General features: G+C 46.7%; 25 protein-coding genes. 6 read left to right on the top strand and 19 right to left on the bottom strand.

The window, feature by feature from the left end; genetic code table 11:
* Nucleotides 1-19 precede the first annotated feature (19 nt).
* Nucleotides 20-823 carry an NAD(P)H-dependent oxidoreductase gene (locus HJG54_RS25095; protein WP_316431950.1) on the bottom strand — a complete coding sequence of 268 codons (804 nt, stop codon included), beginning with the start codon at nucleotides 821-823 and terminating at the stop codon, nucleotides 20-22.
* Between the two features lie 56 nt (nucleotides 824-879).
* Here HJG54_RS25095 and HJG54_RS25090 point away from each other — a divergent pair, with 56 nt between their 5' ends.
* Entirely contained in the window at nucleotides 880-1,251 is a 372-nt protein-coding gene (locus HJG54_RS25090) for a helix-turn-helix domain-containing protein (protein ID WP_316431949.1), read from the top strand.
* A gap of 90 nt (nucleotides 1,252-1,341) precedes the next feature.
* Here HJG54_RS25090 and HJG54_RS25085 read toward each other — a convergent pair whose 3' ends face one another.
* A complete protein-coding gene (locus HJG54_RS25085) occupies nucleotides 1,342-2,331 on the bottom strand; it encodes an NAD-dependent epimerase/dehydratase family protein (RefSeq protein ID WP_316431948.1) in 990 nt (329 codons plus the stop codon).
* 22 nt (nucleotides 2,332-2,353) lie between these two features.
* Nucleotides 2,354-3,238, bottom strand: a complete 885-nt coding sequence (locus HJG54_RS25080; RefSeq protein WP_316431947.1) for a haloalkane dehalogenase — start codon at nucleotides 3,236-3,238, stop codon at nucleotides 2,354-2,356.
* Between the two features lie 296 nt (nucleotides 3,239-3,534).
* Between HJG54_RS25080 and HJG54_RS25075 the strand changes: the two genes are divergently transcribed.
* From HJG54_RS25075 to HJG54_RS25060, 4 genes are all read left to right on the top strand, one after another.
* The gene (locus HJG54_RS25075; RefSeq protein ID WP_316431946.1) at nucleotides 3,535-3,732 is read left to right on the top strand and encodes a hypothetical protein; all 198 of its coding nucleotides are present in this window, start codon (nucleotides 3,535-3,537) and stop codon (nucleotides 3,730-3,732) included.
* Between the two features lie 485 nt (nucleotides 3,733-4,217).
* Nucleotides 4,218-4,925, top strand: a complete 708-nt coding sequence (locus HJG54_RS25070; protein WP_316431945.1) for a response regulator transcription factor — start codon at nucleotides 4,218-4,220, stop codon at nucleotides 4,923-4,925.
* A 37-nt stretch (nucleotides 4,926-4,962) separates the two neighbouring features.
* Nucleotides 4,963-5,250 carry an alpha/beta fold hydrolase gene (locus HJG54_RS25065; protein ID WP_316431944.1) on the top strand — a complete coding sequence of 96 codons (288 nt, stop codon included), beginning with the start codon at nucleotides 4,963-4,965 and terminating at the stop codon, nucleotides 5,248-5,250.
* A 375-nt stretch (nucleotides 5,251-5,625) separates the two neighbouring features.
* A complete protein-coding gene (locus HJG54_RS25060) occupies nucleotides 5,626-6,171 on the top strand; it encodes a protein-tyrosine phosphatase family protein (protein ID WP_316431943.1) in 546 nt (181 codons plus the stop codon).
* 58 nt (nucleotides 6,172-6,229) lie between these two features.
* Here the strand turns inward: HJG54_RS25060 and HJG54_RS25055 are convergent, their stop codons facing one another.
* The 16 genes from HJG54_RS25055 to HJG54_RS24980 all read right to left on the bottom strand — a co-directional run bounded on the left by HJG54_RS25055 (nucleotide 6,230) and on the right by HJG54_RS24980 (nucleotide 21,525).
* Nucleotides 6,230-6,721: an SRPBCC domain-containing protein gene (locus HJG54_RS25055; RefSeq protein WP_316431942.1), complete on the bottom strand. Its 492-nt coding sequence runs from the start codon at nucleotides 6,719-6,721 to the stop codon at nucleotides 6,230-6,232.
* 458 nt (nucleotides 6,722-7,179) lie between these two features.
* Nucleotides 7,180-8,736, bottom strand: coding sequence for a GMC family oxidoreductase (locus tag HJG54_RS25050; protein WP_316431941.1), 1,557 nt, complete (start codon nucleotides 8,734-8,736; stop codon nucleotides 7,180-7,182).
* Between the two features lie 198 nt (nucleotides 8,737-8,934).
* Complete coding sequence (locus HJG54_RS25045) at nucleotides 8,935-9,348, bottom strand: ester cyclase (RefSeq protein ID WP_316431940.1); 414 nt, start codon at nucleotides 9,346-9,348, stop codon at nucleotides 8,935-8,937.
* 82 nt (nucleotides 9,349-9,430) lie between these two features.
* Complete coding sequence (locus HJG54_RS25040; RefSeq protein ID WP_316431939.1) at nucleotides 9,431-9,838, bottom strand: nuclear transport factor 2 family protein; 408 nt, start codon at nucleotides 9,836-9,838, stop codon at nucleotides 9,431-9,433.
* 116 nt (nucleotides 9,839-9,954) lie between these two features.
* Nucleotides 9,955-10,683 carry an alpha/beta fold hydrolase gene (locus HJG54_RS25035; RefSeq protein WP_316431938.1) on the bottom strand — a complete coding sequence of 243 codons (729 nt, stop codon included), beginning with the start codon at nucleotides 10,681-10,683 and terminating at the stop codon, nucleotides 9,955-9,957.
* A gap of 26 nt (nucleotides 10,684-10,709) precedes the next feature.
* Nucleotides 10,710-11,651: a zinc-binding dehydrogenase gene (locus tag HJG54_RS25030; RefSeq protein WP_316431937.1), complete on the bottom strand. Its 942-nt coding sequence runs from the start codon at nucleotides 11,649-11,651 to the stop codon at nucleotides 10,710-10,712.
* Nucleotides 11,652-11,711: 60 nt separating this feature from the next.
* Nucleotides 11,712-12,467 carry an SDR family oxidoreductase gene (locus tag HJG54_RS25025; protein WP_316431936.1) on the bottom strand — a complete coding sequence of 252 codons (756 nt, stop codon included), beginning with the start codon at nucleotides 12,465-12,467 and terminating at the stop codon, nucleotides 11,712-11,714.
* Between the two features lie 82 nt (nucleotides 12,468-12,549).
* Complete coding sequence (locus HJG54_RS25020; protein ID WP_316431935.1) at nucleotides 12,550-13,515, bottom strand: alpha/beta hydrolase; 966 nt, start codon at nucleotides 13,513-13,515, stop codon at nucleotides 12,550-12,552.
* A gap of 134 nt (nucleotides 13,516-13,649) precedes the next feature.
* Nucleotides 13,650-14,228, bottom strand: a complete 579-nt coding sequence (locus HJG54_RS25015) for a DsbA family protein (RefSeq protein ID WP_316431934.1) — start codon at nucleotides 14,226-14,228, stop codon at nucleotides 13,650-13,652.
* A gap of 307 nt (nucleotides 14,229-14,535) precedes the next feature.
* Complete coding sequence (locus tag HJG54_RS25010) at nucleotides 14,536-15,165, bottom strand: response regulator transcription factor (protein WP_316431933.1); 630 nt, start codon at nucleotides 15,163-15,165, stop codon at nucleotides 14,536-14,538.
* Between the two features lie 6 nt (nucleotides 15,166-15,171).
* On the bottom strand, nucleotides 15,172-17,865 hold the full coding sequence (locus tag HJG54_RS25005) for a PAS domain S-box protein (RefSeq protein WP_316431932.1): 2,694 nt from the start codon (nucleotides 17,863-17,865) through the stop codon (nucleotides 15,172-15,174).
* An 874-nt stretch (nucleotides 17,866-18,739) separates the two neighbouring features.
* Nucleotides 18,740-18,982: a hypothetical protein gene (locus tag HJG54_RS25000; RefSeq protein WP_316431931.1), complete on the bottom strand. Its 243-nt coding sequence runs from the start codon at nucleotides 18,980-18,982 to the stop codon at nucleotides 18,740-18,742.
* 188 nt (nucleotides 18,983-19,170) lie between these two features.
* On the bottom strand, nucleotides 19,171-19,446 hold the full coding sequence (locus tag HJG54_RS24995) for a hypothetical protein (protein ID WP_316431930.1): 276 nt from the start codon (nucleotides 19,444-19,446) through the stop codon (nucleotides 19,171-19,173).
* A 108-nt stretch (nucleotides 19,447-19,554) separates the two neighbouring features.
* The gene (locus HJG54_RS24990) at nucleotides 19,555-19,872 is read right to left on the bottom strand and encodes a hypothetical protein (RefSeq protein WP_316431929.1); all 318 of its coding nucleotides are present in this window, start codon (nucleotides 19,870-19,872) and stop codon (nucleotides 19,555-19,557) included.
* A 25-nt stretch (nucleotides 19,873-19,897) separates the two neighbouring features.
* On the bottom strand, nucleotides 19,898-20,818 hold the full coding sequence (locus HJG54_RS24985) for a hypothetical protein (RefSeq protein WP_316431928.1): 921 nt from the start codon (nucleotides 20,816-20,818) through the stop codon (nucleotides 19,898-19,900).
* A gap of 8 nt (nucleotides 20,819-20,826) precedes the next feature.
* A complete protein-coding gene (locus HJG54_RS24980; protein ID WP_316431927.1) occupies nucleotides 20,827-21,525 on the bottom strand; it encodes a hypothetical protein in 699 nt (232 codons plus the stop codon).
* Between the two features lie 1,804 nt (nucleotides 21,526-23,329).
* Between HJG54_RS24980 and HJG54_RS24975 the strand changes: the two genes are divergently transcribed.
* The gene (locus HJG54_RS24975; RefSeq protein WP_316431926.1) at nucleotides 23,330-24,256 is read left to right on the top strand and encodes a tyrosine-type recombinase/integrase; all 927 of its coding nucleotides are present in this window, start codon (nucleotides 23,330-23,332) and stop codon (nucleotides 24,254-24,256) included.
* Nucleotides 24,257-24,531 lie beyond the last annotated feature (275 nt).

Raw genomic sequence — 24,531 nt, 5'->3', positions numbered from 1 at the left:
TCAACATTTAGAACGCTGATTAGTATCTGCCAACGGCGATTGGTAATTCATCTTCAATCGTTTTTAATCGTTGAGAAAAATCATCTAAAATCTCCTGACGAACTTGATCAGTTTGACGGATAGGCGCATAAACAATATGTGGAGCAAGAACATCAAAGCCAGTAAATTGCAGAATGCCACGCTGAATAGGTCGAAGAATCGCCTGAATGTCACCGTTAAAGCCATCTTCAAGATAAGCCTCTTTTGCTCCACCTACCGTTAACGAAAGCATTGCTTTCTTGCCACGAAATCGACCTGTTTCGTAAATATGTCCATTACCGTATACACGCCCCATTGCAAAAACGCGATCGACCCATCCCTTTAAAATGGCGGGTACACTGAACCACCACAGCGGAAACTGCCAGATCATTAAATCGCACCATTCTAGTTTTTGGAGTTCGGCTTCAAGTTCTGGAACGAAGCCTTCAACCTCAGTTGCGTACAGCTCTTCAATCTGCTGCTTGAAAGCGTTAGGATCTTTTATGGAAGTGAAGTTGCGGCGATCGGATACCGGATCAAACCCCATCGTGTAAAGATCTGAACACTGTACATCATGTCCCAATTCTTTAAGCGTATCGATCGCCCTCTGAAACAAGGCTCCATTGAAACTTTGGGGTTCTGGATGAGCGAAAACAATCAAAACATTCATCGTGCTTCCTGTGGCTCTGTCAAAATCATTCTCAGCATGAATCCACTGTGCTAACAGCTTTTGTACTACAGGCAAAAAACTGAAATCTCTCACAGCAACTTCCGCTGAGGTTTTATGGGTTGCTATCCTGATCATAGGTGGGGATCAACTGCCTGTATAGAACCTACTTTTTGGTAAGTACCTCAAGCTTCATGGAGCAGAATCAGACAATGATGGCTACCCAGAGAGAGTTATGTTATTGTCCGATCGATGCTGCTGTTCAAACCATCAGCGGTAAATGGAAAATCATCATTCTGTGGAAGCTTCGGGACAAGCCAATGCGTTTTGGCGAGTTAAAGCGGGCTGTTTCAGGAATCACAGAGAAAATGCTAATCCAACAATTGCGTGAACTAGAGCAAGATGAAATTATCTGTCGTCAAGACTTTCAGGAAATGCCGCTCAGGGTTGAATATTCTCTAACTCCTCAAGGACGGAAGCTCAGCCCTGTATTTGATGCACTATGGCAGTGGGGCGAGGATCATATCCGTCATCAGCGTCAGGAGAAATTAGCTCAGTCCAGTTGATATAGACAACTTTCAACAGTGTCCCCATCCCACAGCATCCCCTTCCCGATGACAAGCGTCAATTAACAGCATCCAATCCCATTGGCTCGCTTATGATGACTCCACAGGATAGGGACCCTCTGTAAATTTGCGATCGTGATATCCTTTCGAGCCTACTGTTTGTGCTAGCGGGCTACGTGGGTCAGTTCCAGTCTTCAAGCAGTCAAGAACGTGCCGAAAATCGTATTGCGGCTGCCAGCCTAGATCGTTTCTGGCTCGGTCGTTGACGTAGACTCTTTCAATGCTGGGAAACATCTTCCAGCTTCGGTGACGATACACTTCCTCATAGTCTGGAAATTTCTGTTTCACAACAAAAGGGGCATTAACTCGCAACTCAAATCGATCATCTGGTGCAAAGGGAGTTGTTGCGCTGATAATGTAGCGATCGAAGCCAATCAAAGGAGCCTTCTCGATCGCTAAAAGATGAGCACTCACGACATCTTCGAGATCCACGCGACGATAGAGTAATTCATTTGCCTTGATGTTGCTATCTTCATAAATCAGTCGTGTCTCTTTGTGATCATCTGCTTCTGGAAAAAAGCGCGAGGTTCGCAAGATGATGCACGGCAGTTTGTTGTTTCGATAAAAGAGTTCGCACAAGTTTTCTGCCGCAGTTTTGGTGACACCGTAGATATTCCTGGGAATAGAAGGCACTGACTCTGTAATCCATGCCGCAGGCGCATCAGCAGGGGGAATGAGGGCACTGCCAAACGTGCTGGTTGTACTGGTGAAAATAAACGATCGCACACCAGCCAAGACAGATTCTTCTAACAGATTGAGCGTACCTGTGATGTTGGTATCAACAAAATTTTGCCGACTGTGGGTGGCAACATGGGGTTTATGCAGGGTTGCTGTATGAAGAACGGCATTTACTCCCACCATACACTGCTTGACGTAGTCTCGATCGCTAATCGAGCCAACAGAATCGGTGAAATTTGAAGGCAAAATATCAATCCCGATCGCCTCATGATTCGTCAGTTTCAATGTGCGAACTAGTGCTTCACCTAAATGACCGCTGCTACCCGTCACTAAAATCTTCATATGATTCGGTCCAATAGATATGCTACCCGTGAAGTGAAGTATACCAGGTTGACAATTCTTTTCCAATTAAATGAGGATTGTCTTCCTGAAGATAATGTATGCCCGCTCCGATGCGGACAGCTTTCACACGCTGTAAGTGACGTTGATACCACATGGCTTTTTCTTCAGGAATCAGCGCTCCTGGAGTTGCCCAAAAGAGCAGTTTTGGTAAGTCAGTTTGAAGCAACCATTCATGGTAACGCTCCACAATCTCGACCATGTTCTCAGGTTGACCGCTGATGGGAAGATGATTTGGAAATTGCCACAGCGGTTTACGGTGTGCCGCATTAACAAATGGAGCACGATACTGGTTCATTTCCGTTTCTGATAGTTGGCGAACAATCGAGTGGGGTAATACCTGTTCAACAAATGCATTCTGATTGACGATTAAATCCCAGCCTACTTCTGGCTGACGAAATGCCTGAAACAGGCTTCTCGCTGGTTCTTGCCATTCATCCCAGGTAGTGGGACGAATAAATTCCATCAAGCACAATGCTTTGATGTGGGCTTCATGCTTCTGGGCATAATTTAAGCCAAGCGCCGATCCCCAGTCGTGCAGAACAAGCGTGATATGGGTCAGATTAAGTTTTTCGATGAATGCTTCGATGTAGTGAGCGTGATCAAAAAACGAATAGTTCAGATCGGGTTGATCGGATTTTCCCATACCAATCAAGTCAGGAGCAAGGCAACGCCCCTGAGTGACCAGATAGGGAAGAATATTGCGCCACAAATAAGATGAAGTTGGATTTCCATGCAGGAACAAAATTGGATCGCCTTGTCCCTCATCAAGGTAGTGAATCTGATGTCCATCTATCTCAACAAAATGGCTTGTGAAGGGAAACTCGCTCAGTGCAGGTGCTTCTGTCATATTCACCTTCTGTAGTGCTTGAGTTGGTTATAGTACAAACGAATTGTAGCTCTTTCAACTGTTTGCTGAGCTTTTGATTTCTAGTACTTTTAGTTATTCTTTTGTCATCCTTTTGGCTATTTTTTCATGAGTCATCGTGAACGACAGCACCTGTCGCACAGAGCATTGCTTTTGCAGCTTCTGTTGTAATAGTTGACCGAGTAATGTGTCGCTTCTACAATTTCTGCGTAAGTCTACCGCTGCCAGGAACCCTTTAGAATCGCCTCCCCGCCTTACGAAACAGCGCTTCATCAACAATGATAAGGGCAGCCTCAAATTCCATTGATCCAGCCCGGAAAGCATTTTGTCATCCCACCTGTATTTTTCCTGTATTTTTCCTGAACTTTCCTTTACCGACAGAGGTCGGACAAGACGCCACACTGGAAGATGCCTCATCAAGCGATCGCTTTATTTTGAGACGTTTAACGGAAAAAGAAGTGATGATTCTTGCCTGATGCTTTCGTTAAATATTCCTTCACCTCAACTTTAGGAGAGTAACCATGAAATACTCCTCTCAAAAATTCGATCGACAATCCACCTCTGCTCAATCTCCTGATTTGTGTAGGTCATCCCTGCAAACAGAGCTTGAAGCAAACCCTACAGTGCATTCTCGCTGGTCAGTGTGGTTAGAGAAACTCGGTGATCTTTTCAGGAGTCTCTTTGTAGACTCTTGTGAAATCCGAGTTTGGCAAAGCACCGATCGCAACGGTCAAATCTGGTGGCATGCTTACAATCCAAGAACTCAAAATTCTGGAACCTTTGATTCTGAATCAGAAGTTAGGGTATGGGTCGAGCGACAGTATCACCTCTAGTTGTCTAAAGCCTCAACTTGCTTTGCCGTCTTGACTAACAGCCCATTAATGTCGGGCTGGTTAGACGGCCAGCTCTCCACAAACAATTCATTCGCGAGAAACAATTTTCAGTACGATCGGAGGGTGCAATGCACGAAGACTATTCGGTGTCCGCCACAAACTCTACTTCTCCAATTCGGCTATTGCTGGTAGACGATCAAACGTTAATCAGCCAGGGGTTGAAAGCAATGCTGGAGCTAGAAGCAGATTTGCAGGTCGTTGGCATTGCCAATGATGGAAGCGTTGCTGTAGAACAAGTTGCGGCACTCCAGCCCGATTTAGTGCTGATGGATGTGCGGATGCCCGTAATGGATGGTCGAGCGGCAACACGGGCAATTTCTCAGCAGTTTCCCGCCGTGAAAGTCCTGGTTTTGAGTACGTTTGATGACGATCAATACATTACTGATTCGATTCGGGCAGGGGCAAAGGGCTATCTGCTCAAAGATATGCCCATAGACGAATTAGTGCAGGCAATCCGGCTCGCCCATCGCGGCTATACCCAAATGGCTCCAGGATTGATGGAAAAGCTGATGTCTCATTCATCAGAAGTGCAGACTGCATCATCCAAACCAGCCCTTTCTGAGCTATCCTCCTTGACACCCCGCGAACGAGATGTCCTGTGCTTGATTGGCGACGGTTCCACAAACCGAGAAATTGCTGAACAGCTTTATATTTCCGAGAGTACGGTGAAAACTCATGTCACGCACTTGTTCGATCGCCTCAACCTGCGAAATCGCGCTCAGCTTGCCATCTTCGCCAATTCAATTTGTCAAACTGGCAAATTGGCTTTTCGCTAGTATACCACTAATATACTACCCTTAGCGATGAACCAGCATGAGCTTTAATACCACTTTTGGCCATCGATCAGGCAAGTACTTAGAGGTTGACGAAGCAAAAATTTATTACGAAGTTATCGGTGACAGAGACCGTCCGACCTTATTAGTTTTGCACGGCGGTTTTGGCAATCTTGAAGACTTCAATTCTGTTCTTTCCGAACTGAAGGAAGAGTTTCAGATCATTGGAATTGATAATCGTGGGCAAATCAACGCTCGGCTCAACCCGTTTGACTTACGAGCAAATGCAAAAAGATGTCGATCGTATTCTCGAACACCTTCACATTAATACGCTGAGCATAATTGGTTTGAGTGATGGAGGTATCGTTGCACTCAGACTCGCCTCGTTTTCTTCGTTGAACATTGAAAAGCTGGTCATAATTGGTACTGCCTGGCATTCAAACAGTATCGAACCAGTGCGGGAAATATTCTCAAAAATCACTGGCGAAAGTTGGAGGAAGAAGTTTCCCGATACTTACGACGCATATCAGAAGCTAACTTTAAACGATAGACGAAGAGATCCTGCAAGTCCACTCTAATCGGGTTGTTCTGTCGTGCGAATAACACAACTTTTCTAGTTTACTGATCAATCACTATATTGTGCTGCATCGACATGAAGATTTAATCGCTAAGATCAGTCATTGAACACCTCAACACACTCACTATGTATAAATTTGCTGCCGCTTCGGAAAATGAACCCATTGTGTTTGGCTCTGCTCGCCCTGGATATCGTAACGAGCAGGTGACTGAGTGGATTAAATTTATGCAAAACCAGAACATCAAGCGTGTCTGCTGTCTGCTACCTAAATCTCAACTGTCTCGCTATACCAATCTACTTGACGTTTACCGAAAGACTTTTGGATTCGACCATGTATGTTGGACACCGATCGAGGATTTTCACTTTGCAACCCCTGAAATTCTCATCCACCAAATTTTACCGTTCTTAGCGATTGCTAATCAAAATACTGAAAAGGTAGTTGTTCATTGCTCTGGTGGCGTTGGACGCACGGGGCATGTTTTAGCTGCTTGGCTTGTGGCTGGACGAGAATTCTCTATCAAAGACGCGATCAGTACAGTCAAACAAACTGGGAGAAATCCTTACGAAGCAGTTATTGCTGCTGTTTTCACAGGTCGCAATCCGTGGAAAGTTGCTGCGGAACTGAACTCGTTACTGAATGAATGCAATCGACTGAGGGGCAAATTAGACTGATGCTAGCCCTGACAGATATGTTCAAAACGACTGCCACTACCCGAAATGGTTGGCGAATTCACACCGCAGGGTACGAGTCCACAAGGGTAGCAGCCATTTTCCCTAGTTGCTCGATCGTAGTACCCCAACCCTCCTCAAACCCCATTTCCTGATGCTTGCAGCTTTCCTCTTGGTTCTTGTGTAGCACTCGTGCCATGTACTTGGTATCCTTCCCTTTGTCTTCCATTGTGATAATAGCTGTAAGAGCCAGCCACGGGTCAAAGGGTCGCCAGCTTTCCGTGAGGGCGGTGGTAAATACAATGCGCTCTTTCGGCACAATCTCAAGAAAGCAGCCTTCCAAATGCGGCATAAAGGTAAGCCCACCATCTTCGCTCATCTGAGTCTCGAAACCGCCACCTGGTTTTAGATCCATCTTGATAGTCTTGCACTTAATGGGTTCTGGTATCCACCATTTCTCGAAATGTTCGCGCTCAGACCATGCCGCCCAGACTGCGGATCGGGGTGCGCGAATTGTACGACAGATTGTGAGTTCAAAATTTTCACCAGTCATTGTGTATTCTCCTGGGAGGGGACATTCAAGCAAACATGATCGATTTGCATCGAACTCAGAGGATTTGAGCCCAGAGTTGAAGATGTTTGAGTTGAAATTGTCATTTGAATCTCCTGTAATTGTGAATGTTCTAGATACTTCAGAGTCTTACCGTGTGAGAAAATGAAGTGCGAGATGTCCGATCGTTGATCGAAAGACACGATCAGGCAGCAACAGATGCAACTTCCTGTCTTACTGAAAGCTCTAAATGCTTCACTCCTGACAATAGAAAAGCAGTTGCAGCTCGTTTAGCGCAAAGCGCAACTGCGGAGCAACCGCTCTCAGCCCGATCCACATCCATCAGGAGTATTGATGTAATCGTGAGGGCAAGGCGATCCCCAAGGTCGCAACTCCAACAGTCCGCCGAGTCGAATAACGCTTGATGGTGCAGCGGAATATTATCTCTGCGGCTTTCACCATCATTGAGGCAATTTTGTTCCAACTTTTATCAAATCGGCAGCCTTTTCTCCAATCATAATTGCCGCTGCATTTGTATTTCCTGTAATCATCGTTGGCATAATCGATGCATCAACAACTCGTAACCCTTCAATCCCCCGTACCTTGAGTTGAGGATCGACAACCGCCATTTGATCAATACCCATTTTGCACGTCCCAACAGGATGCCATCCCGTACCGCACGTTTGCCGAATATAATCTTCGATTGCTTTGTCGCTATGCACGGAACTCCCTGGAGCAATTTCCTCGCCCCGCAAATCATTAAACGCATCGGAGTACACAATTTGACGCAAAATTTTAAGTCCTTCAACCATCAATTGCATATCAGATTCTTTCTGAAGATAGTTGACCCGAATCAACGGTGGCTCGAAGGGGGAGGAGGAACGTAGTGTTACACTACCACGACTTTCGGGACGGGTGATGTAAAAGGGAAGGGTGAATGCTGGACCTTCACGTGCATAGGCAGGATCGACATATAAAATCGGAACAATTGTAAATTGCAAATTAGGCGCAGCATCTGAATCATTGTTGACATGCAGAAATAACCCAGCCTCTCCCCCATTACTACTTGGCGCAAGGGGCACGTCCTGAATAGACTGGTAGGCAATAACAGCAAGTGGGTGATCTTGAAGATTCTGCCCGACACCCGGCAAATCAAAAACTACAGGAATGCCTACTGCCCGCAGATGTTCAGCGGGTCCAACTCCAGAAAGCATGAGCAGTTTAGGAGAATCGAAGGCACCAGCACTCAAAATCACTTCGGAGTTGACCCTAACTTGATACTCCGTTCCGTTTTGAATATATACTACCCCTACCGCACGCTTTCCCTCAAAGAGTAAACGAGTCACCAATGCTCCTGTTTGAATGGTCAAGTTGGGGCGATCAAAAATTGGACGCAGAAATGCCACTGCTGTACTTTGGCGCTTGCCATCTTTCACGGTCACTTGGTAAAGTCCTGCACCTTCCTGCTGTACGCCATTAAAGTCGGGATTTTGCTCATAGCCCTGTGCGATCGCGGCTTCCACAAAGCGTTGCGACACGTTTGCAGGAGAGAGTGGATCTGTGATGCTCAGTGGTCCATCAACCCCGTGAAATAACGATGCTCCCCGCTGCTGGTTTTCCGATTTCTTGAAGTAAGGCAAGACATCCTGATAACTCCAACCAATATTACCTAACGCTTGCCAGCTATTGTAGTCACGTTCATTGCCTCGTATATAAATCATGCCATTAATCGAACTGCTGCCGCCCAAGACTTTACCGCGTGAAGATAAAATTTTGCGGTTATTTAAATAAGGTTCCTCTTCAGTTAAGTATGCCCAGTCCACTTCCGAGCCTAAGAGTGTAGTAGGCCATACTGAGGGAACTTGAAGTTCTGGTTTGGTATCAGGACTACCCGCTTCGAGCAGCAATACTTTAGTATTAGGGTCTTCTGTAAGACGGTTGGCAACAACGCAGCCTGCTGAACCGGCTCCAATCACAATATAATCAAAAGCAGCACTGTGATGGTGTGTAGTTGTCATGATTTCTCCTTTGAGGGTCATTGTTTGTTGAATGACGGCGAATGGGGTGCGAGATGTCCGATCGTCGATCGAAAGACACGATCAGGCAGCTTCAGAGGTGACTTTCTGTCTTTGGTCAATGTGATACACAATCGAGGATTGCGTTGCCAAAATTCTTCCAAACGCTAGTGTCAGTGCAAATAGCTTGTAATGTGTAGGTTATACCAAATTTTCTCCGCGTAACTGCTGCGTCATAGCCAGTGAATCACCTAGCCCCCAATGCTCAATGAGCTTGCCATCTCTCAGACGATCAACATGTACGACTGAACATGTCACCTGCTTGCCCGTCGGCGGAATACCAAGGAACTCTTGGCGATGAGTACCCGTAAACGTGCCACGGGTGACAACCTTATCGTCTTCAGCAATGACATCTTCAAATGTGTGGTAGCTATCCGGGAAGGTAGAGCGAAATATCTGCATGTACTCATAAAAGGCATCACCACCGTGGATAACAGAGCCCAGTGTATGAATAACAATGTTCGGGGCAACCATCTCCTTCATTTGCTCTAAATTCCCTTGGTCATAAGCCTTATAGACTTGAAGGACAATGGCTTTGTTCTGTTCTAATGACATTGAAAGTTTCTCCTTAAGAAGGCATCTGCATCAGGACTGGGGTAAGATTTGGATTCTTCACCTGTAGACTGTTGGTAACGTTTCATTGAAATAGGCTTTTCACTGCTTGATCTATACCCTCACCAACTGCTTGCACTGGTTCCATATACAGACGTGCCCACTCGATCCGATCCGCTGGGATACCAAAAATCGTCACCCCGCGCATCCCAAACTGCGAATCATCACGATGGGTGCCGAACCAGTACCACTCAGCCCAAGCCGTGTCACCCTCAACTGCCGAACGGAGTAACTCTGAGTGAAAGTCTGGGATGGCGTGGAAGATGATCGACCAACTCTTACGGACTTGCTCAATTCCCTCGAAACCTCTCTCAGGATGAAGTGGATGATTGCCCTGAAAGTTGGGTGCAAAGCAGGCTAAAAGCGCTTCCAGGTCTTGTGCGTTCTGTGCTTGTTGCAGTCGCTCTATGACGAGGATTTGTCTAGTTTCCATAATTTCTCCTTGTTTCTCTCCGTGTTGTAAATTGAGTCACTCAACGGTGTTCAAGCTATTTTTCTACTTCTCAAAGAACGGCAACTCGTTTGTTTTGTTATGAAACCATCATGTTGCTAGTCACGTCCTGCCACAATAATCTTTTCGGCTAAACCAATCGGGTTAGAAAACATGACCTCGTGACTACCGGGCATTTGTACAAGCCGAAATAGTCCCAAGCGGTTAGACATTCTCGGATGCCAACCCCACTGTTCGCCTTGAGGGAGGACATTATCTTCTGTACAGTAGAGGTAACTTTTAGGCATGGGCAGCGAGTAAAACTGCTTCAAGTCCAGCTTGTCAAGCCACGGTTGATACGGTTCAGGGGATAGTTGTGCGTAACTGGATCGAGCCAGTTCGAGGTCAGCATCATTGAGAAGCACTTCTCGCCACATCTCAAAGGGCATCACCATCGTATGATCGTCCGATTCTCTCGCTAGGGAGTCAAATAACGTTTGATAGTGCGGCGGAATGTTATCTCTAAGGCTCTCTCCATCGTTGAGAACAAAAGCATCGAAGAAGATCAGCCGTCTAATCCGATCAGGAATCGCTTCAGCAACTTTCGCAATGATTGTTCCGGCAAAACTATGACCTAAGAGAACAATATCGGTTAAGTCTTTGCCAACAATGTAATCGACGATCGATTGTGTACATTGAGCATGGTTAACGTTTTTATCTACGCCTTTACCATGACCTGCGATCGTGGGAGCAAACGCTTGATGTCCTTTTGCTTCTAGATGGTCAACGACTGCTTGCCAAGCAGAACTATCATGCCAGGAGCCATGAACTAAGACAAAGGTTGACATAGAAACATTCCTTTGAAGTACAACAATTAGTCCACATACAGAACCGCCTTACCTAAAAATTTGCGCCCGATTAAATCAGCCGCCGTTACGCTTGCTTCACGCCACGAAACTTCTCGATTGATGTGAGCTTTGAGTTGCCCTTGCTCAACCAAACTCAACAGACGAATCAGCCCGGAATGGGCACTTTCCAACTCCACTTCGGTGTACAACGAGAACCCGTAGAGTGTGCGCTGCCCTCCATTTCCGTAGAAGTCTGTCAGGGAAAGCTTTATCTCATTGCCACTGCTACTGCCGTAGCAAACGCAGATACCTCCTTGAGACAAAAATGCAGCGAGGTTCCCGACCAATTCACCACCTACCCCATCAACAATCAGTCGATAAGGTGCGAACTGCTTGGCTGCTTGCCCAGTTTCGGTAATCACTACTTCATCCGCACCGTAGTCTCGCACAAATGCCTCTTGCTCTGGCTGACGAATCTGGGCAACGACTGTAGCGCCCATCGCCCGGGCAATCTGCATCGCGAACAGTCCTACTCCTCCCGTTGCTCCCGTGATTAGCACCCGACTTCCCAGTAAACGAGACCCCTTTTCCACTGCATACAGCGCTGTCAACCCTGCTACAGGCAGTGCGGCAGCATCAGTATCTGACACACTCTGGGGAATGATAGCTAGAAAGTGAGACGGAATGACTACATAGTCTGCCCAACCTTCCGAGCGGATGGAGAGGGCAACAATTCTTGTTCCTACAGGTGGAGCACTACCATCCTGCGCTGTTTGTTCAACAATACCCACGACATCCCAGCCAATGGGAGTATTAGGTGGGTCGTTTTGCGATCGTTTAAGTTCGCCCCGATTCATTGAAAATGCCTTGACGCGAATCAAGCACTGGTTAGAATTCGGAATCGGAACTTCAGTGTTTTGAAAGATGAGATTACTAGTATCATCTGGTGAACTCACGAGTCTACGCATCGCCATATTTCTAATGTTTAGAGAGCTTGTAGTTTCATGTTCTAGATAGAACTGTTTCCATCAACTCACCGTGAATCCGCCATCAATCACTAAGGGTTGTCCCGTGATGTAGCTGGCAGCATCGGAGCAGAGAAACACAACCGCTTGAGCAACTTCTTCTGCCTGACCGATCCGACCCATTGGAACAAAAGAGTCGAAATCATCTGCTGTGATGCCCAGTTGCTTAAAGGCGCGATCGAGCAGTTCAGTTGCAGTGACTCCAGAATTCACCGCATTAATCCGGATGCCCTGCTTGGCATAGTCCAGCGCCGCCGATCGCGTCAGACCCATGACAGCATGTTTACTCGCAACGTAAGGAGAAGTCTTCGGAAACGCAACGAGACCACTCGTTGACGAATTGTTCACGATCACACCAGATCCTTGAGACAACATTTGCTGAATTTCGTACTTCATGCACAAAAACAGTCCCCGAACATTGACTGCCATCAGGTTGTCAAAGTCTTCAATTGATTGTTCATGTAGGGGCTTTACAGGTGTTTCAACGCCTGCATTATTGAAGGCACAGTCGAGTCGTCCATAGGTTGCGACTGTCTTTTGCACTAATGCTTTGATCTCTTCCTCATTCGCGGCATCTGAATGAACATACAAGCATTCAGCACCCGTTTCGCGGATCAGTTTGGCGGTTTTTTCTCCTTCTGCATCGCGTCTGCCTGAAAACACAACTTTCGCTCCGGCAGCACCAAAGGCGATCGCGGTTGCTCTGCCAATTCCCGTTGTTCCTCCAGTGACTAACGCCACTTTATCCTGAAGTATCATTCTGTTTCTCCTTCTGTTAATGCCATCAGATTCAAGTACCAATTAGAGAAGATGCTTGTAGCCGGATGCGTTTACGCCTCGTCTATAGCGCGGTTGCAGCACGATCGATGAGATTGGCAACGGCATCTGAATGGGAAACCATCACGACATGGGACGCGCCATTCACAACAACGGTCTCTTTTGAGTTAGCACGGTTCGCCATGAAAGACAGTGCTGCTGGAGGAATGTTCAAGTCGCGATCGCCATAAATAAACCAGGACGGAGTAGATTTCCATGCGGGCACACCGGAGGCTTCGTTCAGCGCGGCTTCCGTAATCGGGCGCTGGGTGCTAGCCATTAGTTGCGCGTCGTTAGCGGGCACATCCGCAGCAAACTGGGCGTGGAACTTGTCCTGCTGAATGTAGAGGACTTTACCACCATCGGGCAGTTCAACGGGTGGCGCGAGTGTGGGCCCGAGTGTGCTGCCCGGATAACGTCCTGAGAGTTCAATAGCAGTCTCGCCCGCATCGGGAGCGAAGCCAGCAACGTAGACCAATGCTTTCACGTTGCTGTTGTCGTTGACTGCATTGCTGATTACCGCACCTCCATAGGAGTGCCCAACCAGCACAATGGAACCCTCGATACCCTTGAGGACGCTGGCGACATAATCCGCATCGCTTTTGACTCCACGCAGGGGATTGGCAACAGCAACCGTTGGATAACCTTTCGTGATTAGCCTAGCTAATACACCATTCCAGCTAGAGGATTCGGCGAATGCACCGTGGACGAGGACGATCGTGGGCTTGTTGACTTGTGGATTTGCAGTATTCATGATGGCTCCTAGAGAAGTGAGGGTAAGAGTTCCTAAAAAGAGAGTGACAATCAGAAGCAGGCGGATTCTGTTCCCGAGGTTAAGCATGTTCATCGTGTGATTTCCATTTGAATTGGGGTAGTGCTTTCCTTCTGTTTCAACGAGCATTGACTGAAAATATAAAATGCTTAAATTACTACATGAGAGGGCTTTGACTAGAGTGATCCCTGGTTGTTGACTCCAGATAATCAGTGTCATCAGCTTGTACTGGATAAGCAAGTTTTCAGCAACTCAGCAACTTCTTGTGCGATCGCAATCAGGGCATAATTCACTAACGAAACAACGAAACTGTTTTCGTCTATTACTAACGTTGATGAGTTATGGAAAAGAGCTTAGTGACTTGTAGCAACAATGGCTGCCATCAACTCTGTTACTCTCCAGCGTCCGGTATACCGAATGTTATTGATAAATAGGGCTGGAGCGTCGGTCACTCCGCTGCGTATTCCACTTTCGATATCTCGATTAATGCGATCGAGATATGTCCCTCTTGCGATATCTCGCAGAAATTGAGGAACGTTAAGTCCTAAACGATCAGCATACTCGGCAAGGTAGCCATTCCCTAACTCTTGTTGATGCTCCAGTAAGATTTCGTACATCTGCCAAAACTGACCTTGTGCCCCCGCTGCTTCTGTTGCTGCTGCTGCCTTTTGAGCTTGAGGGTGGATGTGAGGTTGAGGAAAATGCCGGAATACAAAGCATAGAAAACCTCTCCCAAATAGGGTCGCCTCAAGCTGTCGTTGAATTGCCTTAATTGAGATATAAAGTTCACCACATTGAGGACATTGATAATCCCCATATTCAACAAGTACAACGCGGGCGTTTAATGATCCTTGCCGATGGTCTTGCTCAGAAGGGGGTACAACTAATTGATTGTGATTGCTAGGTGTATCACCAGGAATAACATCGCTCATTCTAAACCTCTGATGGAAAGAGTTTCATCGTGTGAGAGGCACTCTGAAATCTCTCCTTCAACCCTGTAATCGTTTGTATAAATTTAATGTATAAGGCTGGCTTAGAATTGTAGTCAATTTAAGGTCTGTATTTTAATCAACAAAATAATTGAGGATGAGTCAACCTGAGACAGTAGAACGAATCAAACTTAAGCTGGGGTTTGAATCAAACTTAGGTTTGATTGCCTGCCTCATCGACTAAAATCCTGCGTTCCAGAGGGGTAACTAGCGATGAGCGTTAACCCAGGCAGAAGTACAATCTTAGCTTTCACAAATTAGCAATTCCTCGTTTCAACGCTATGATGGCTGCCTGGGTACGATCTTTGACATCTAGCTTGCTTAAAATTCGGTTGACGTGAGTCTTTACTGTACTTTCACTAATATTGAGAGCCGTGCTAATTTCCTGGTTGCTCATGCCCTGTCCGATTAACTGGAGAACTTCTAGCTCACGATCGCTCAGTTCTGGACCAGTCATCCGCTGTACTAGCTTGGCAGCCACGTTGGAGGGAATGTACTGTTGCCCCCTGTTCACGGTACGAATGGCTGTCAATAGTTCCTCTGGCTCAGAGTCCTTTAGTAAATACCCCTTTGCCCCGGCTCGCAATCCTCGATAAATCTCTTCATCAGTGTCATACGTGGTCAGCACAATAATCCGGGCATTGGGAAACTCATTACAAATCACCGTAATCGCCGCAACACCTTCCATCTCAGGCATCCGTAAATCCATCAAAGTCACATCAGGCTGTTGTTGCTGAAACACTGCGATCGCCTCATGCCCATTTCGCCCCTGACCCACAATGACGATATCTGGAGCCTCCTCCAACATTCCGATCAAACCCTGACGGACAACGGGATGATCGTCCACAACAAGAACACGAATGTGACTGGGCTGACTCATGCTAACTTACTCCCGATCAATGGATACCACGATCTCTGTCCCTTGCCCTAAATGACTTTGAATCTTTAATTCAGCTCTAATGCGTTCAGCCCGTTCTGTCATTCCGATTAGACCAAAGCCATTCCTCATCGCCTGGTTTTCTACATCAAATCCCTGCCCATCGTCTTTAATTCGCAAGCTGCATTGGGTCGGTTGATAGACCAGTTCAATGCGGATTTCATGCGCCTTGGCATGTTTGATTGCATTTGTCACAGCTTCCTGCCCAATCCGAAACAGATTATTTTCCAGATCAGAGGATAGGGGATAGGTTGTACCCATGACTTCGTAGACGACTTGAGTTGCGATCGAGGAGTCCAATTGAGCCGCAAGACGCCTTAAAGCACCCTGTAAGTTACCGTTCTCCAAAAGGTATGGGCGGCGTAGTGACTCTACTGAACGACGTGCCTCCGCAAGCCCAGAACGAGCTAAGTCGAGGATCTGAGTGAGGAGAGTTTGCGCTTTTTCTGGAGCTACGGTTACCTTATTGGACGCCGATCGAGCATGAATGATAATACCTGTAAATGTTTGTGCTAAATTGTCGTGAATTTCACGCGCCATGCGGTTGCGTTCTTCTAAAATTGAGGCTGCTTCTGCTTGCTTTTGCAGCGTAATATCTCGCGCTAACCAAATCACCTGATCGTGGTCAATTGGTGCAATACGAGCCGAAAACCAGATTTCTCGTCCAGCTATCCACTTGCTGCATTCAACTGTGAGTACTTGTTGGGTTTTCAGCACCTGCTGAATGTAACTCAGGTATTCATCAGCTTGTTCCTTAGCATAAAGTTGATGCAGTGTTTTACCAATATGCTCCTCCTCATCCAACTCTCCATAGGATGGATTTCCTTTGATTGAACCGAGCAATTGCCCTTCAGCACTGTAAACACACAGCGGATCGGGAATGGCTGAAAAGAGCGCTCGCAGTTCTGCTTCAGAGGCTTGCAGCGCTGCTTCTGCCTGTTTGCGATCATCGATATCCGTAACAACTCCCAACGCTCGGATGGGTTCACCGGATTCATTCCAGGTAACAATTTTGCCGACAGAAAGAAACCATTTCCACTGACTATCCTGGGTACGATGGCGATACTCTGCTTGATAGTTGGGGACTTCTCCAGTATTAAAAGCATTGCAAATTGCAACCATTGATTCTCTGTCATCAGGATGCAAACTCTCAATCCACCTCGATTTGGTCTCGTGAAATGTTGCCGGATCGTAGCCCAGCATTAAAGCGTATTCTGGGTTAACCACGATTTCTTCAGTTTTGATATTGTGATCGTAGAGTCCTTGATTTGAAGCGGTTAATGCTAAGCGTAGTCGTTCTTCACTCATTTGTAGAGCGGCTTCTGCTTGCTTGCGATCGCTAATATCTACAACCACCCCTTCGATGTATCCATCGGTTGCATTCAGATAAGAAGAGAAAAGTACCCAAAACAATGTCCCATCTCGTTTCCGCATCTGGGCTTCAAAGTTTCGCACTTCCCCATCCCGCTTCAGCAACTCAAGGAATTGTTGGCGATCGCTGGGATTGACATAGTAGCCTGCGGTGTGTTCAATCCCAATGATCTCTTCTGGTGAGTCAAAGCCATACAGATTGGCAAAGCGTTGATTGGCATCGAGAAGTAATCCATCCGAGAGGCGGGTGCGGTAGATGCCGACCTGCGAGTTTTCAAAGATAGCTCGGAACTTGGCTTCACTGCTTTGTAATGCCTCTTCTGCTTGTTTGCGCTGGGTAATGTCATTGCCCACCGATAAGATTTCAACGACCTCTCCCTGGTCATTGAAGATGGCTTGATTCGACCAGGTCATCCAAACTCGCCGACCGTCTCGACACAGGTATTCACCCTCGCCTTGTGGGTACAGTTGAGGATTACGAAGTAAAGCATGGACACAGGGTTTGACATCGCGTCCAGAGGTTTCGATGTCTGGAATGATGGTTTCAAATAAGGTTCGCCCTACAATTCCATGTTCTTCATAGCCCAATAATTTCACTCCATAATCGTTGATGTAATGAATCCGTCCTTGCGTGTCATAGCGAATGATGACTGAATTCGCAGTTTGCAACAGGTTGCGATAATTTGCTTCACTTTGTCTCAATGCGGCTTCGGTTTGCTGACGTTCTGCGATCTCCTGCTGCAAGGCTTGAGTTTGCGCTTCTACTTTCCGTTCCAGCGTTTTGGTATGGTCTGCTAATTGTGCATACAATCGAGCATTTTCCAGTGAAATTGCTGCCTGAATCATCAACAGCTTCAGGACTTGTAAGCGATTGTTGGTAAACACTCCGGTACTGAGATTGTTCTCCAGGTAAAGAATGCCAATTAGATGACTCTGTTGGAGAATTGGCATACAGAGAAGCGATCGCGTCTGTTGCTTTTGAATGTAAGGATCAGTTGAAAAAGGCGATTCGCTGGCTGCATCATCAAGCACCAAAGTTTCTTGAGTGCGTTCTACTGAGTGAATGACAGAGACAGGAATCATTGCACAGTCGGCAACAGCAAGCTTTTCTAGGTCGCACGGTCTACTTCCGCTGCATTGAGCCACCACAGTAAGTTGATCCTCTTCTAGGAGAACCAGAGTACCAGTTTCGGCTCCTGCATTTTCGATTACCACCTGCATCAACGTGGCAATCAACTGATCGAGATGGATCATTCCAGGCAGAGTAATCATTGAACTCTCCCTCCGACGAAGGACTGTCAGCCGTCTCCCAAAGTATATCGCTTGCCAAACTCCAGAAAATTAAGCTTCTGGGTGGATCTGAAGGTTTTCCAATGACTAAATTTCTGTGGCAGCGGAGGATAAGGTTCCAGGTAACCCAAAGTCTCGTCGCCAATCTCGGCAGAAATGCGGGAGCTTCGCTGTTGCGAAAGGCAATCGAATAATTCGATGTCCAGTGGGTTTGCCCTTTCTTGCGTTCTGACTGTGGCAGCCAATCGAGCAAAGGCACTGGGCGCAGCAACGACTAATCCCCGTGCTTGCTTATTCCCGATCGCAGTAAAAACTTGAGGTAGGGCGGATTCTAAGTGCTAGGTGAAAAGCAATCTTCGAGCAGATTATACTGCTATCACGTTCTCAATCGGGATGGAAAAGGGTACGAAGTCCACTTGATTCTTGAGCCGCGTTCACACTTCAACCTGCTCAAAAACAATTTTTGCAAAGAAATCTAAGATATTGAGACTCAGTTTGAAATTATTGCAATTCAAAGTTCACATGTGCAAGTTCCCTCTCAGCCAAGCCCAACTTTCCTGCTTCTAGCTATCTATCTCGCTTCAAGGTCATTGCCTGTCATCAGAGTATTTCACCCAAACGGGCGACTCATAGGTCAGGATGGGAGCCTATGCCGTTCCTGCCATCAATATCCTACCTCCAGCCCAAACTCAACGGCTTGGTGGGCCATCAGTTTCGCAAGCTAACAGGGATTACTCCAAAGGCATATCAACAAAACTATTGAATTTTGTGAATATCCTCATACCCATTTCAAGACATTGCTAAGCTTGCGCCCGCCTAATCCTGAATATATTTATTAAACGAACAATCCAGATGGCTAATGCATCAGATTCAGGGCAAACTGTTCATTGTCTAATCCTGGGCGGTTCATCCCCATTGGAAATACTCCTTCGTCGGGTGTTTGAACCAATTGAGCAGGTAGCATTGCGGCTTCTCCAAGTACAGCCACTCGTCCTTGATCAAATGGCAGTACAACACTTTGAGCGCGATGAGCCGCTGAAACTCCCTGCCCCTCTTGAAAATCTTTTGTATCTCTCCGCTGGTCGTTGAGTACTATCACAGTTTTACTGCGTCCACGTAGAAGAAGAAATGCTAGAGACTGAATTTGGAGAACAGTACAAAATTTACTCAGAAAGAACTTGGAGGCTCATCCCCTTCGTGTACTGATGTTGCTGGTTACATCTCGATACTAGGCTGTAACCGACAGTAGCAGAATCTGGTGATAATTATAGGTTAATCTAGCTTTATCTACTGCAATTGATGTAGGAAACCAACTCGCTCTGCGATCGAATAAAGATTAAACAAGTCGCAGACGTATGCCATCACATAAGTGAGTTCCTGTGCCAATCTTTGTTGTTTTGTAGTTGCAACAGGTAACTGTTTCACTGCCGTTTTTATACCAGTATCACATTCGTACCATACAGTAAATGCAGAGCAAGCATGATACATATCGGGATCATTGTTCTGAGCGGTTGCAGTTGGGATGTCGAACGCCTGTCGCCATTCACCCAACTGAATTAGCATATGAATGCAATACCTTGTTAAAGATTGTTTTCCAGCATCATAAGAATTCGTTCGCTCAAACACTTCAATCTGATTTATCAGCAATGGCTGCTCTAGTGTGTGTAGTATCTATTTAGTTGTTTTTGGCGCGACTTCTAGAACAAAAGAAGCCTTCTTTGGTTTTGCTTTAACCTCTTTCAACAGATCGCGCACAAACTCCTGAAATTGTGGCGTGGATAGGAGCGATCGCGCATCTGTTTCTAACACCAAGCGAATTTGTTCTAGAACATTTTCTTGAGCAGATAAAAGCTGCTGCTCCAACTCCTGCAAGCCCTGAAGCTCAGTAGCCAGTTGCAGTTGAATTTGTCCAATTCGGGCTGAAATTTCTACTGCCTTCTGCTGCCGCAGTGCATAGTACATTGATAGGGAATCATCTAAGTTTTGCATCAGCCACTATCCCCCACGGTAGAATTTACGCTAGCTCCAGACCCAATCGACTCACTCGGCAGTAAGCATCGTGTGCCTCAACGAGTGGCTCAAAATCCGGCAAAATTGCCTGTTCACCCACAATTTCAATCAGGTGACAAACTGCATAAGGGTTAGAGAATGGCAACACCATTCCCGTAATGCGATCGCAAATTAACTGTTCCACATACTCAGACTGCTCTACTCGCCAGGGTTTTGGAGTCAATCTTGCTCGAAACGTTGCTTGGAATTTACAAAGCCGTGCATAAAGCGGATCTGCATACAGGCTTTTCATCAATCGCTGCGACTTGGGTTCTAGCGGGTGAAATTCGTGAGTTGTGCAGAGATACCGTAATCCGTTGCGCGTTCGGTAGACTCTGAAACCGAGATTGGGAAACTGTTCAACCAATGCCTCCAGCGCTGCGATCGCCTGTTGCTGACTAATTGCCATCTGACAACTGGCAGGACAATCCCTCGTATTTGTCCCTTGTGGCACACCAATATCAACATCGACAATTAGTAGGCGATCAGTATTGAGAATTAAGCAGTCGTAGCGATTGCGAGTGAGGGCTGCTATTTGCTTACCTGAATGACAGATCTCACCCAGCACTGGTTCGTCCATGACACTGTACTCACCCTGCTGTAGTTTGTACCACTGGGCGGAATGAGGGTAATCCCTGATCGCGATTGGGCTGAGAACGGCTAGACCATTCCGTTCCTGTAAAGATAGGATCTGTGACCACTTTTTCAGCAATACGCTATTGTCGTGATCAGGCTTTGCCTCCAATACCAGTTCGGTAACATACTCTTGCACTTGTGCAGACGGTTCATCCAAGTCGCGCCAGCTCGCCCAATAACAGAGCTTGCGGTAAAGCTGAGGATGCTTCTGGACAAATTCCTCAAAAGAATAGGCAGTTTGGTTGAGCATTACCACCCCTATTGCGGACGAGGGTAACAAAAATGCTCAGTTTGGCGATTTGGGTTAAATAAGCTCCCTACCGCTACGAGGAGGCAACTCAATTCCTGAGTTATACGCCCGACTTGGGCTTCCTTGACCTGCAACGCCTTTGCATCCAACTTGAGCTTGCGGCAGCAATCGTAATATTGAGCAATCAATGGCAGCGATCGATAAGTCGCAGACAGATCTGGAATCTCATCGGCGGTAGGGATGTAGAATCTCTGTTGGTAGGAGCTGATTTTCACCGATAGCCAGTACAACCAGTAAGTTTTGGGAGACTCCTTGTCCTCACCATCGACATCCTCCCAGCTACGGCTGAACTCCAAAATTTGGATAGGAGCGGGAAGATTCTGCAACAGCCACTTACCAGGATCTATATCGAAGTGAATTGAATAGGGGGAATCAGGCTGTTTGCAGAAGCTTTCGACCGAGATGCTTTTAGCATAAGCTGCCAACTCGGGTGTGGATAGAAGACATCGGGCATCTGCCCCGATGAAAGCGCGAAACCGGCTAAGGACCTCCTCTTCGGCTTTGATCGCAAGTTCTTCCTGCTGTCGTAATGTTTCAAGCTGATCCTGAACTTCCTGGTATAGCTGAGAGAGGCGATCGCTCATCTGAGTGCGATGTTCCCGGCGCATTTGTTGATAAGCAGTGAGTTGAGAGTAAAGAGAAAGCATAAAACTTCAAAGAGAACAAATAGGGCGCATTATTCTCTAGAGGATGAGTCGTCCCAGAGATAGTACGTAGCTACTAACCTTCAAGCAGGATAAATAAATTAAACCAGCAAAACAACAGAATTTGGAGGATTCTGATCGTAGGTTACGATCACTTGCCCAAGCTCCTACTCTTCTCGCTCTTTTAGTCACGAATCATGACTATTGCTTCTTCACAACCATTGGTAGGCGAATAGACAGCAGTTCCATCATTGCTGAATATTGGATCAATGTACTGAGGAGTGATTGTTTGGAGCCGTTGGAGTACTGTAGACGATGGGTTCAAGTGTCCCCCGATGAGTGGGGATATAGGAAAGCTTGTATCGCCGCCTTAGCCCAAGCGACAGGATTGAGTGAGAGGACGATTAACAACTAGGGGGCTTCATTCGAGAAGCGCCCTAAGTACGTTTTGCACATGCTAAAGATGGCTAACAAGCTAAATCAAGTGAAACAGATTATTCTGGATGAGGATCTTTTTTCGGAATAATTTAGTCGTGATCTATGACTAAAAGCTTGCGCTTGGTAATTTGGGTCGCCTAAGCTGAACCCTAAGTTTGCTGTCGAGGGATCAACAGCCCATTTTACTTTGCCTAAACCTAATGAAATTACTAGAATCCGCTCTATGCCAAACGAGCATCCTATTGATAGGCTTCAACGGATGCCCTTAGAGCCGATTGAGTACTGCCGACGCTGGGTTCCGACGATAGAGGGGAAAGGCTATCGGAAAACTTGCATTAACGCTCTTGCAGAGGTAACAGGACTTAGCCCATCCACGATTAAGGACTGGGGAGCCAACTTCGAGCGACGACCCAAATATGCCCTCGTCTCTTGCGCCAAGCTGACCTCCTCAACCAATTCAAGCAACTGGTGGCGACAGGGTGCGTTACTGCACCATCTAACTTCTTCCAGGATTAAGAGGGTAGACCATTGAACCTTTACATGGCAAGCAATCGCTTTTGAATCAATCGGATCCTCAGCAACCGAACTGGCATCTCACGGCGGCAGACTACAAGATAAGCAGAACAACTAGGAGTGAAGCGGACAGGGACGAATAGGGCAGTGCTGCATATCCCGATAGATGATCTCCGAGAAAACAGTAAATTTTTCGCCGCTATTACAATATTCCGAAAATTTCTGTAGAACCTGCTGAGTCAATCTGCCAACTTGCTCTTGCGACAAAGCGAGGCAGTGAACAGGCTCGATTTTGGCTTGTTGCTCTGTACCTAGCCATAGTTCCGCACCCAATGCGTGAAGTAAGACTTTCTCTTTACGGTCTTTACGGCGAGGTGGATGATCAACGTAAAGAATCAGGAGCGGAAAATACTCCGATGTCGTTAAACCAGGCGTGAGTTTAAGAGTCTCTGGTATATCTGCTTCCTGCTGAAGCTGGCGGGAGATAAACCGCTTGAAGTTGCGATCGCTCCGGTGACGGTAATGCGATCTCCGCTTGTGGCATTTCAGGTCATCCCAACATCCATCCCCTCTGCTCCGTGTAATCGCCGAGCTTCCTCAACGTCTAGGACTGAGCATTTCAGGCATTTTTTATTCACTCGGCGGGCCATAAAAGGTCAGATTTTGGGGCTTTTAGTAAGTTAGTCAGATTTTAGTCAGACATAGATATTAGATAAATATCTTACTCTATAAATATGGTACTTTTGTATCTAGCCTTTGGAATTAGCCTCACATGACAGCAGATCAGCAGCCTTTACCCCCTATTCGTCTAATTTCAAACCAACCGGTCTCTGCTCAAGCTATAGGTAGCTCGGAGATGGCTGATTTGCGATTGGAGCGGGTTAAGGAGTTCCTAAGCGCTAGTAATTTGGCTTCCAACACACAAAAATCCTATCGGCTTGAACTAGAGCGCTTTATAGCCTGGAGCGATAAAGCCTGGATTGACGTCACACCCAGGGATATTGCTAGTTTCAAAAAATACTTAAAGGATGAATGCCGAACTCGCCAGGGAAAGCTTCTGTCTCCTGCTGCAATTAATCAGGCAATCACGGCTCTCAAAAGTTTTTTCAAGTGGTTTCAGCTCGCTGGTTACTTGGATCTCACTGCCGTTCTGCCAACGGCAGCGGTGCAGTTTGAGAAGTTGGGCGAACCTTTACCACGGCATCTTAGCTTGGAGCAGATGGAGGTAATCTATCAAGCAGTGACTGGAGATGAGGACATTAATCTGCGCGATTGCGCTTTGCTGGCGGTTCTAACTCACGGTCTGCGAGCGGAAGACGTTTCCAGCTTGAATGTTGGCAACTATGACGGTATCCGGCTCAAGTTTCTTCGCAAGAAGGATAAAAGTGATGCGATCGTTCCCCTGCGTCAGGTAGCAAGGGAGCAGATTGAGGCTTACCTGGAGCGGCGGCGATCGCAGCAGGAAGAATTGACGGGCGATCGCCCACTTTTCTTATCCTACGATTTCCGTAGCGGCGGGCAAAGACTGGGCTATCAAGGAATCTATTACTTCACCAAGGTGCGGTTGGGGACAGCGACAGGAATTTCAGACTTAACACCGCATCGCTTCCGGCACACCTATGCCAGTGAACTTGTAGAGCTAGGCATCGACAGCCTACTTGCCCGAAGTCTGACAGGACACAAATCGGAGAAAGTTTTCGAGAGATATATCAAGGGCAAGCGACTGGCGGCAGCGGAAGATGCATTCTTCAAGGCAATCGACGAAACTCCCAAGCAATCATAACTCTGGTGCAATAGAAAAACGGTGGAACGCACAAAATGCCAACCTTAAAAGATTTTCTGCCAGATCTACCACCCTTAAACGCTCAATTTCTGAATGATTATTGTGACAATTACCAGCCAGTTTTCTCAAGTAGCAGAGATTTTAATGCCTTTAGAGCACTACATTTTGGTATGGTTTCGGAACTTGAGCGAAAGTATGTTTCAGATATCGCTAAGACTATCAGACTTGCTAGCTATAAAAGCTTACTTCAGCTAATCAATGGTTCCGTCTTGGGA

It is taken from the genome of Leptolyngbya sp. NK1-12, from assembly GCF_032598965.1.
In the GTDB taxonomy this organism is placed as follows: domain Bacteria; phylum Cyanobacteriota; class Cyanobacteriia; order Elainellales; family Elainellaceae; genus Elainella.
Note: the sequence above shows the minus strand (reverse complement) of the source record. Positions and strands in the feature narration are given on the sequence as shown.

Coding starts and splice junctions, on each gene's coding strand:
- HJG54_RS25095 (WP_316431950.1), bottom strand. CDS start 823: ATGATCAGGATAGCAACCCATAAAACCTCAGCGGAAGTTGCTGTGAGA.
- HJG54_RS25090 (WP_316431949.1), top strand. CDS start 880: ATGGAGCAGAATCAGACAATGATGGCTACCCAGAGAGAGTTATGTTAT.
- HJG54_RS25085 (WP_316431948.1), bottom strand. CDS start 2,331: ATGAAGATTTTAGTGACGGGTAGCAGCGGTCATTTAGGTGAAGCACTA.
- HJG54_RS25080 (WP_316431947.1), bottom strand. CDS start 3,238: ATGACAGAAGCACCTGCACTGAGCGAGTTTCCCTTCACAAGCCATTTT.
- HJG54_RS25075 (WP_316431946.1), top strand. CDS start 3,535: ATGATAAGGGCAGCCTCAAATTCCATTGATCCAGCCCGGAAAGCATTT.
- HJG54_RS25070 (WP_316431945.1), top strand. CDS start 4,218: ATGCACGAAGACTATTCGGTGTCCGCCACAAACTCTACTTCTCCAATT.
- HJG54_RS25065 (WP_316431944.1), top strand. CDS start 4,963: ATGAGCTTTAATACCACTTTTGGCCATCGATCAGGCAAGTACTTAGAG.
- HJG54_RS25060 (WP_316431943.1), top strand. CDS start 5,626: ATGTATAAATTTGCTGCCGCTTCGGAAAATGAACCCATTGTGTTTGGC.
- HJG54_RS25055 (WP_316431942.1), bottom strand. CDS start 6,721: ATGACTGGTGAAAATTTTGAACTCACAATCTGTCGTACAATTCGCGCA.
- HJG54_RS25050 (WP_316431941.1), bottom strand. CDS start 8,736: ATGACAACTACACACCATCACAGTGCTGCTTTTGATTATATTGTGATT.
- HJG54_RS25045 (WP_316431940.1), bottom strand. CDS start 9,348: ATGTCATTAGAACAGAACAAAGCCATTGTCCTTCAAGTCTATAAGGCT.
- HJG54_RS25040 (WP_316431939.1), bottom strand. CDS start 9,838: ATGGAAACTAGACAAATCCTCGTCATAGAGCGACTGCAACAAGCACAG.
- HJG54_RS25035 (WP_316431938.1), bottom strand. CDS start 10,683: ATGTCAACCTTTGTCTTAGTTCATGGCTCCTGGCATGATAGTTCTGCT.
- HJG54_RS25030 (WP_316431937.1), bottom strand. CDS start 11,651: ATGCGTAGACTCGTGAGTTCACCAGATGATACTAGTAATCTCATCTTT.
- HJG54_RS25025 (WP_316431936.1), bottom strand. CDS start 12,467: ATGATACTTCAGGATAAAGTGGCGTTAGTCACTGGAGGAACAACGGGA.
- HJG54_RS25020 (WP_316431935.1), bottom strand. CDS start 13,515: ATGACACTGATTATCTGGAGTCAACAACCAGGGATCACTCTAGTCAAA.
- HJG54_RS25015 (WP_316431934.1), bottom strand. CDS start 14,228: ATGAGCGATGTTATTCCTGGTGATACACCTAGCAATCACAATCAATTA.
- HJG54_RS25010 (WP_316431933.1), bottom strand. CDS start 15,165: ATGAGTCAGCCCAGTCACATTCGTGTTCTTGTTGTGGACGATCATCCC.
- HJG54_RS25005 (WP_316431932.1), bottom strand. CDS start 17,865: ATGATTACTCTGCCTGGAATGATCCATCTCGATCAGTTGATTGCCACG.
- HJG54_RS24995 (WP_316431930.1), bottom strand. CDS start 19,446: ATGCTAATTCAGTTGGGTGAATGGCGACAGGCGTTCGACATCCCAACT.
- HJG54_RS24990 (WP_316431929.1), bottom strand. CDS start 19,872: ATGCAAAACTTAGATGATTCCCTATCAATGTACTATGCACTGCGGCAG.
- HJG54_RS24985 (WP_316431928.1), bottom strand. CDS start 20,818: ATGCTCAACCAAACTGCCTATTCTTTTGAGGAATTTGTCCAGAAGCAT.
- HJG54_RS24980 (WP_316431927.1), bottom strand. CDS start 21,525: ATGCTTTCTCTTTACTCTCAACTCACTGCTTATCAACAAATGCGCCGG.
- HJG54_RS24975 (WP_316431926.1), top strand. CDS start 23,330: ATGGCTGATTTGCGATTGGAGCGGGTTAAGGAGTTCCTAAGCGCTAGT.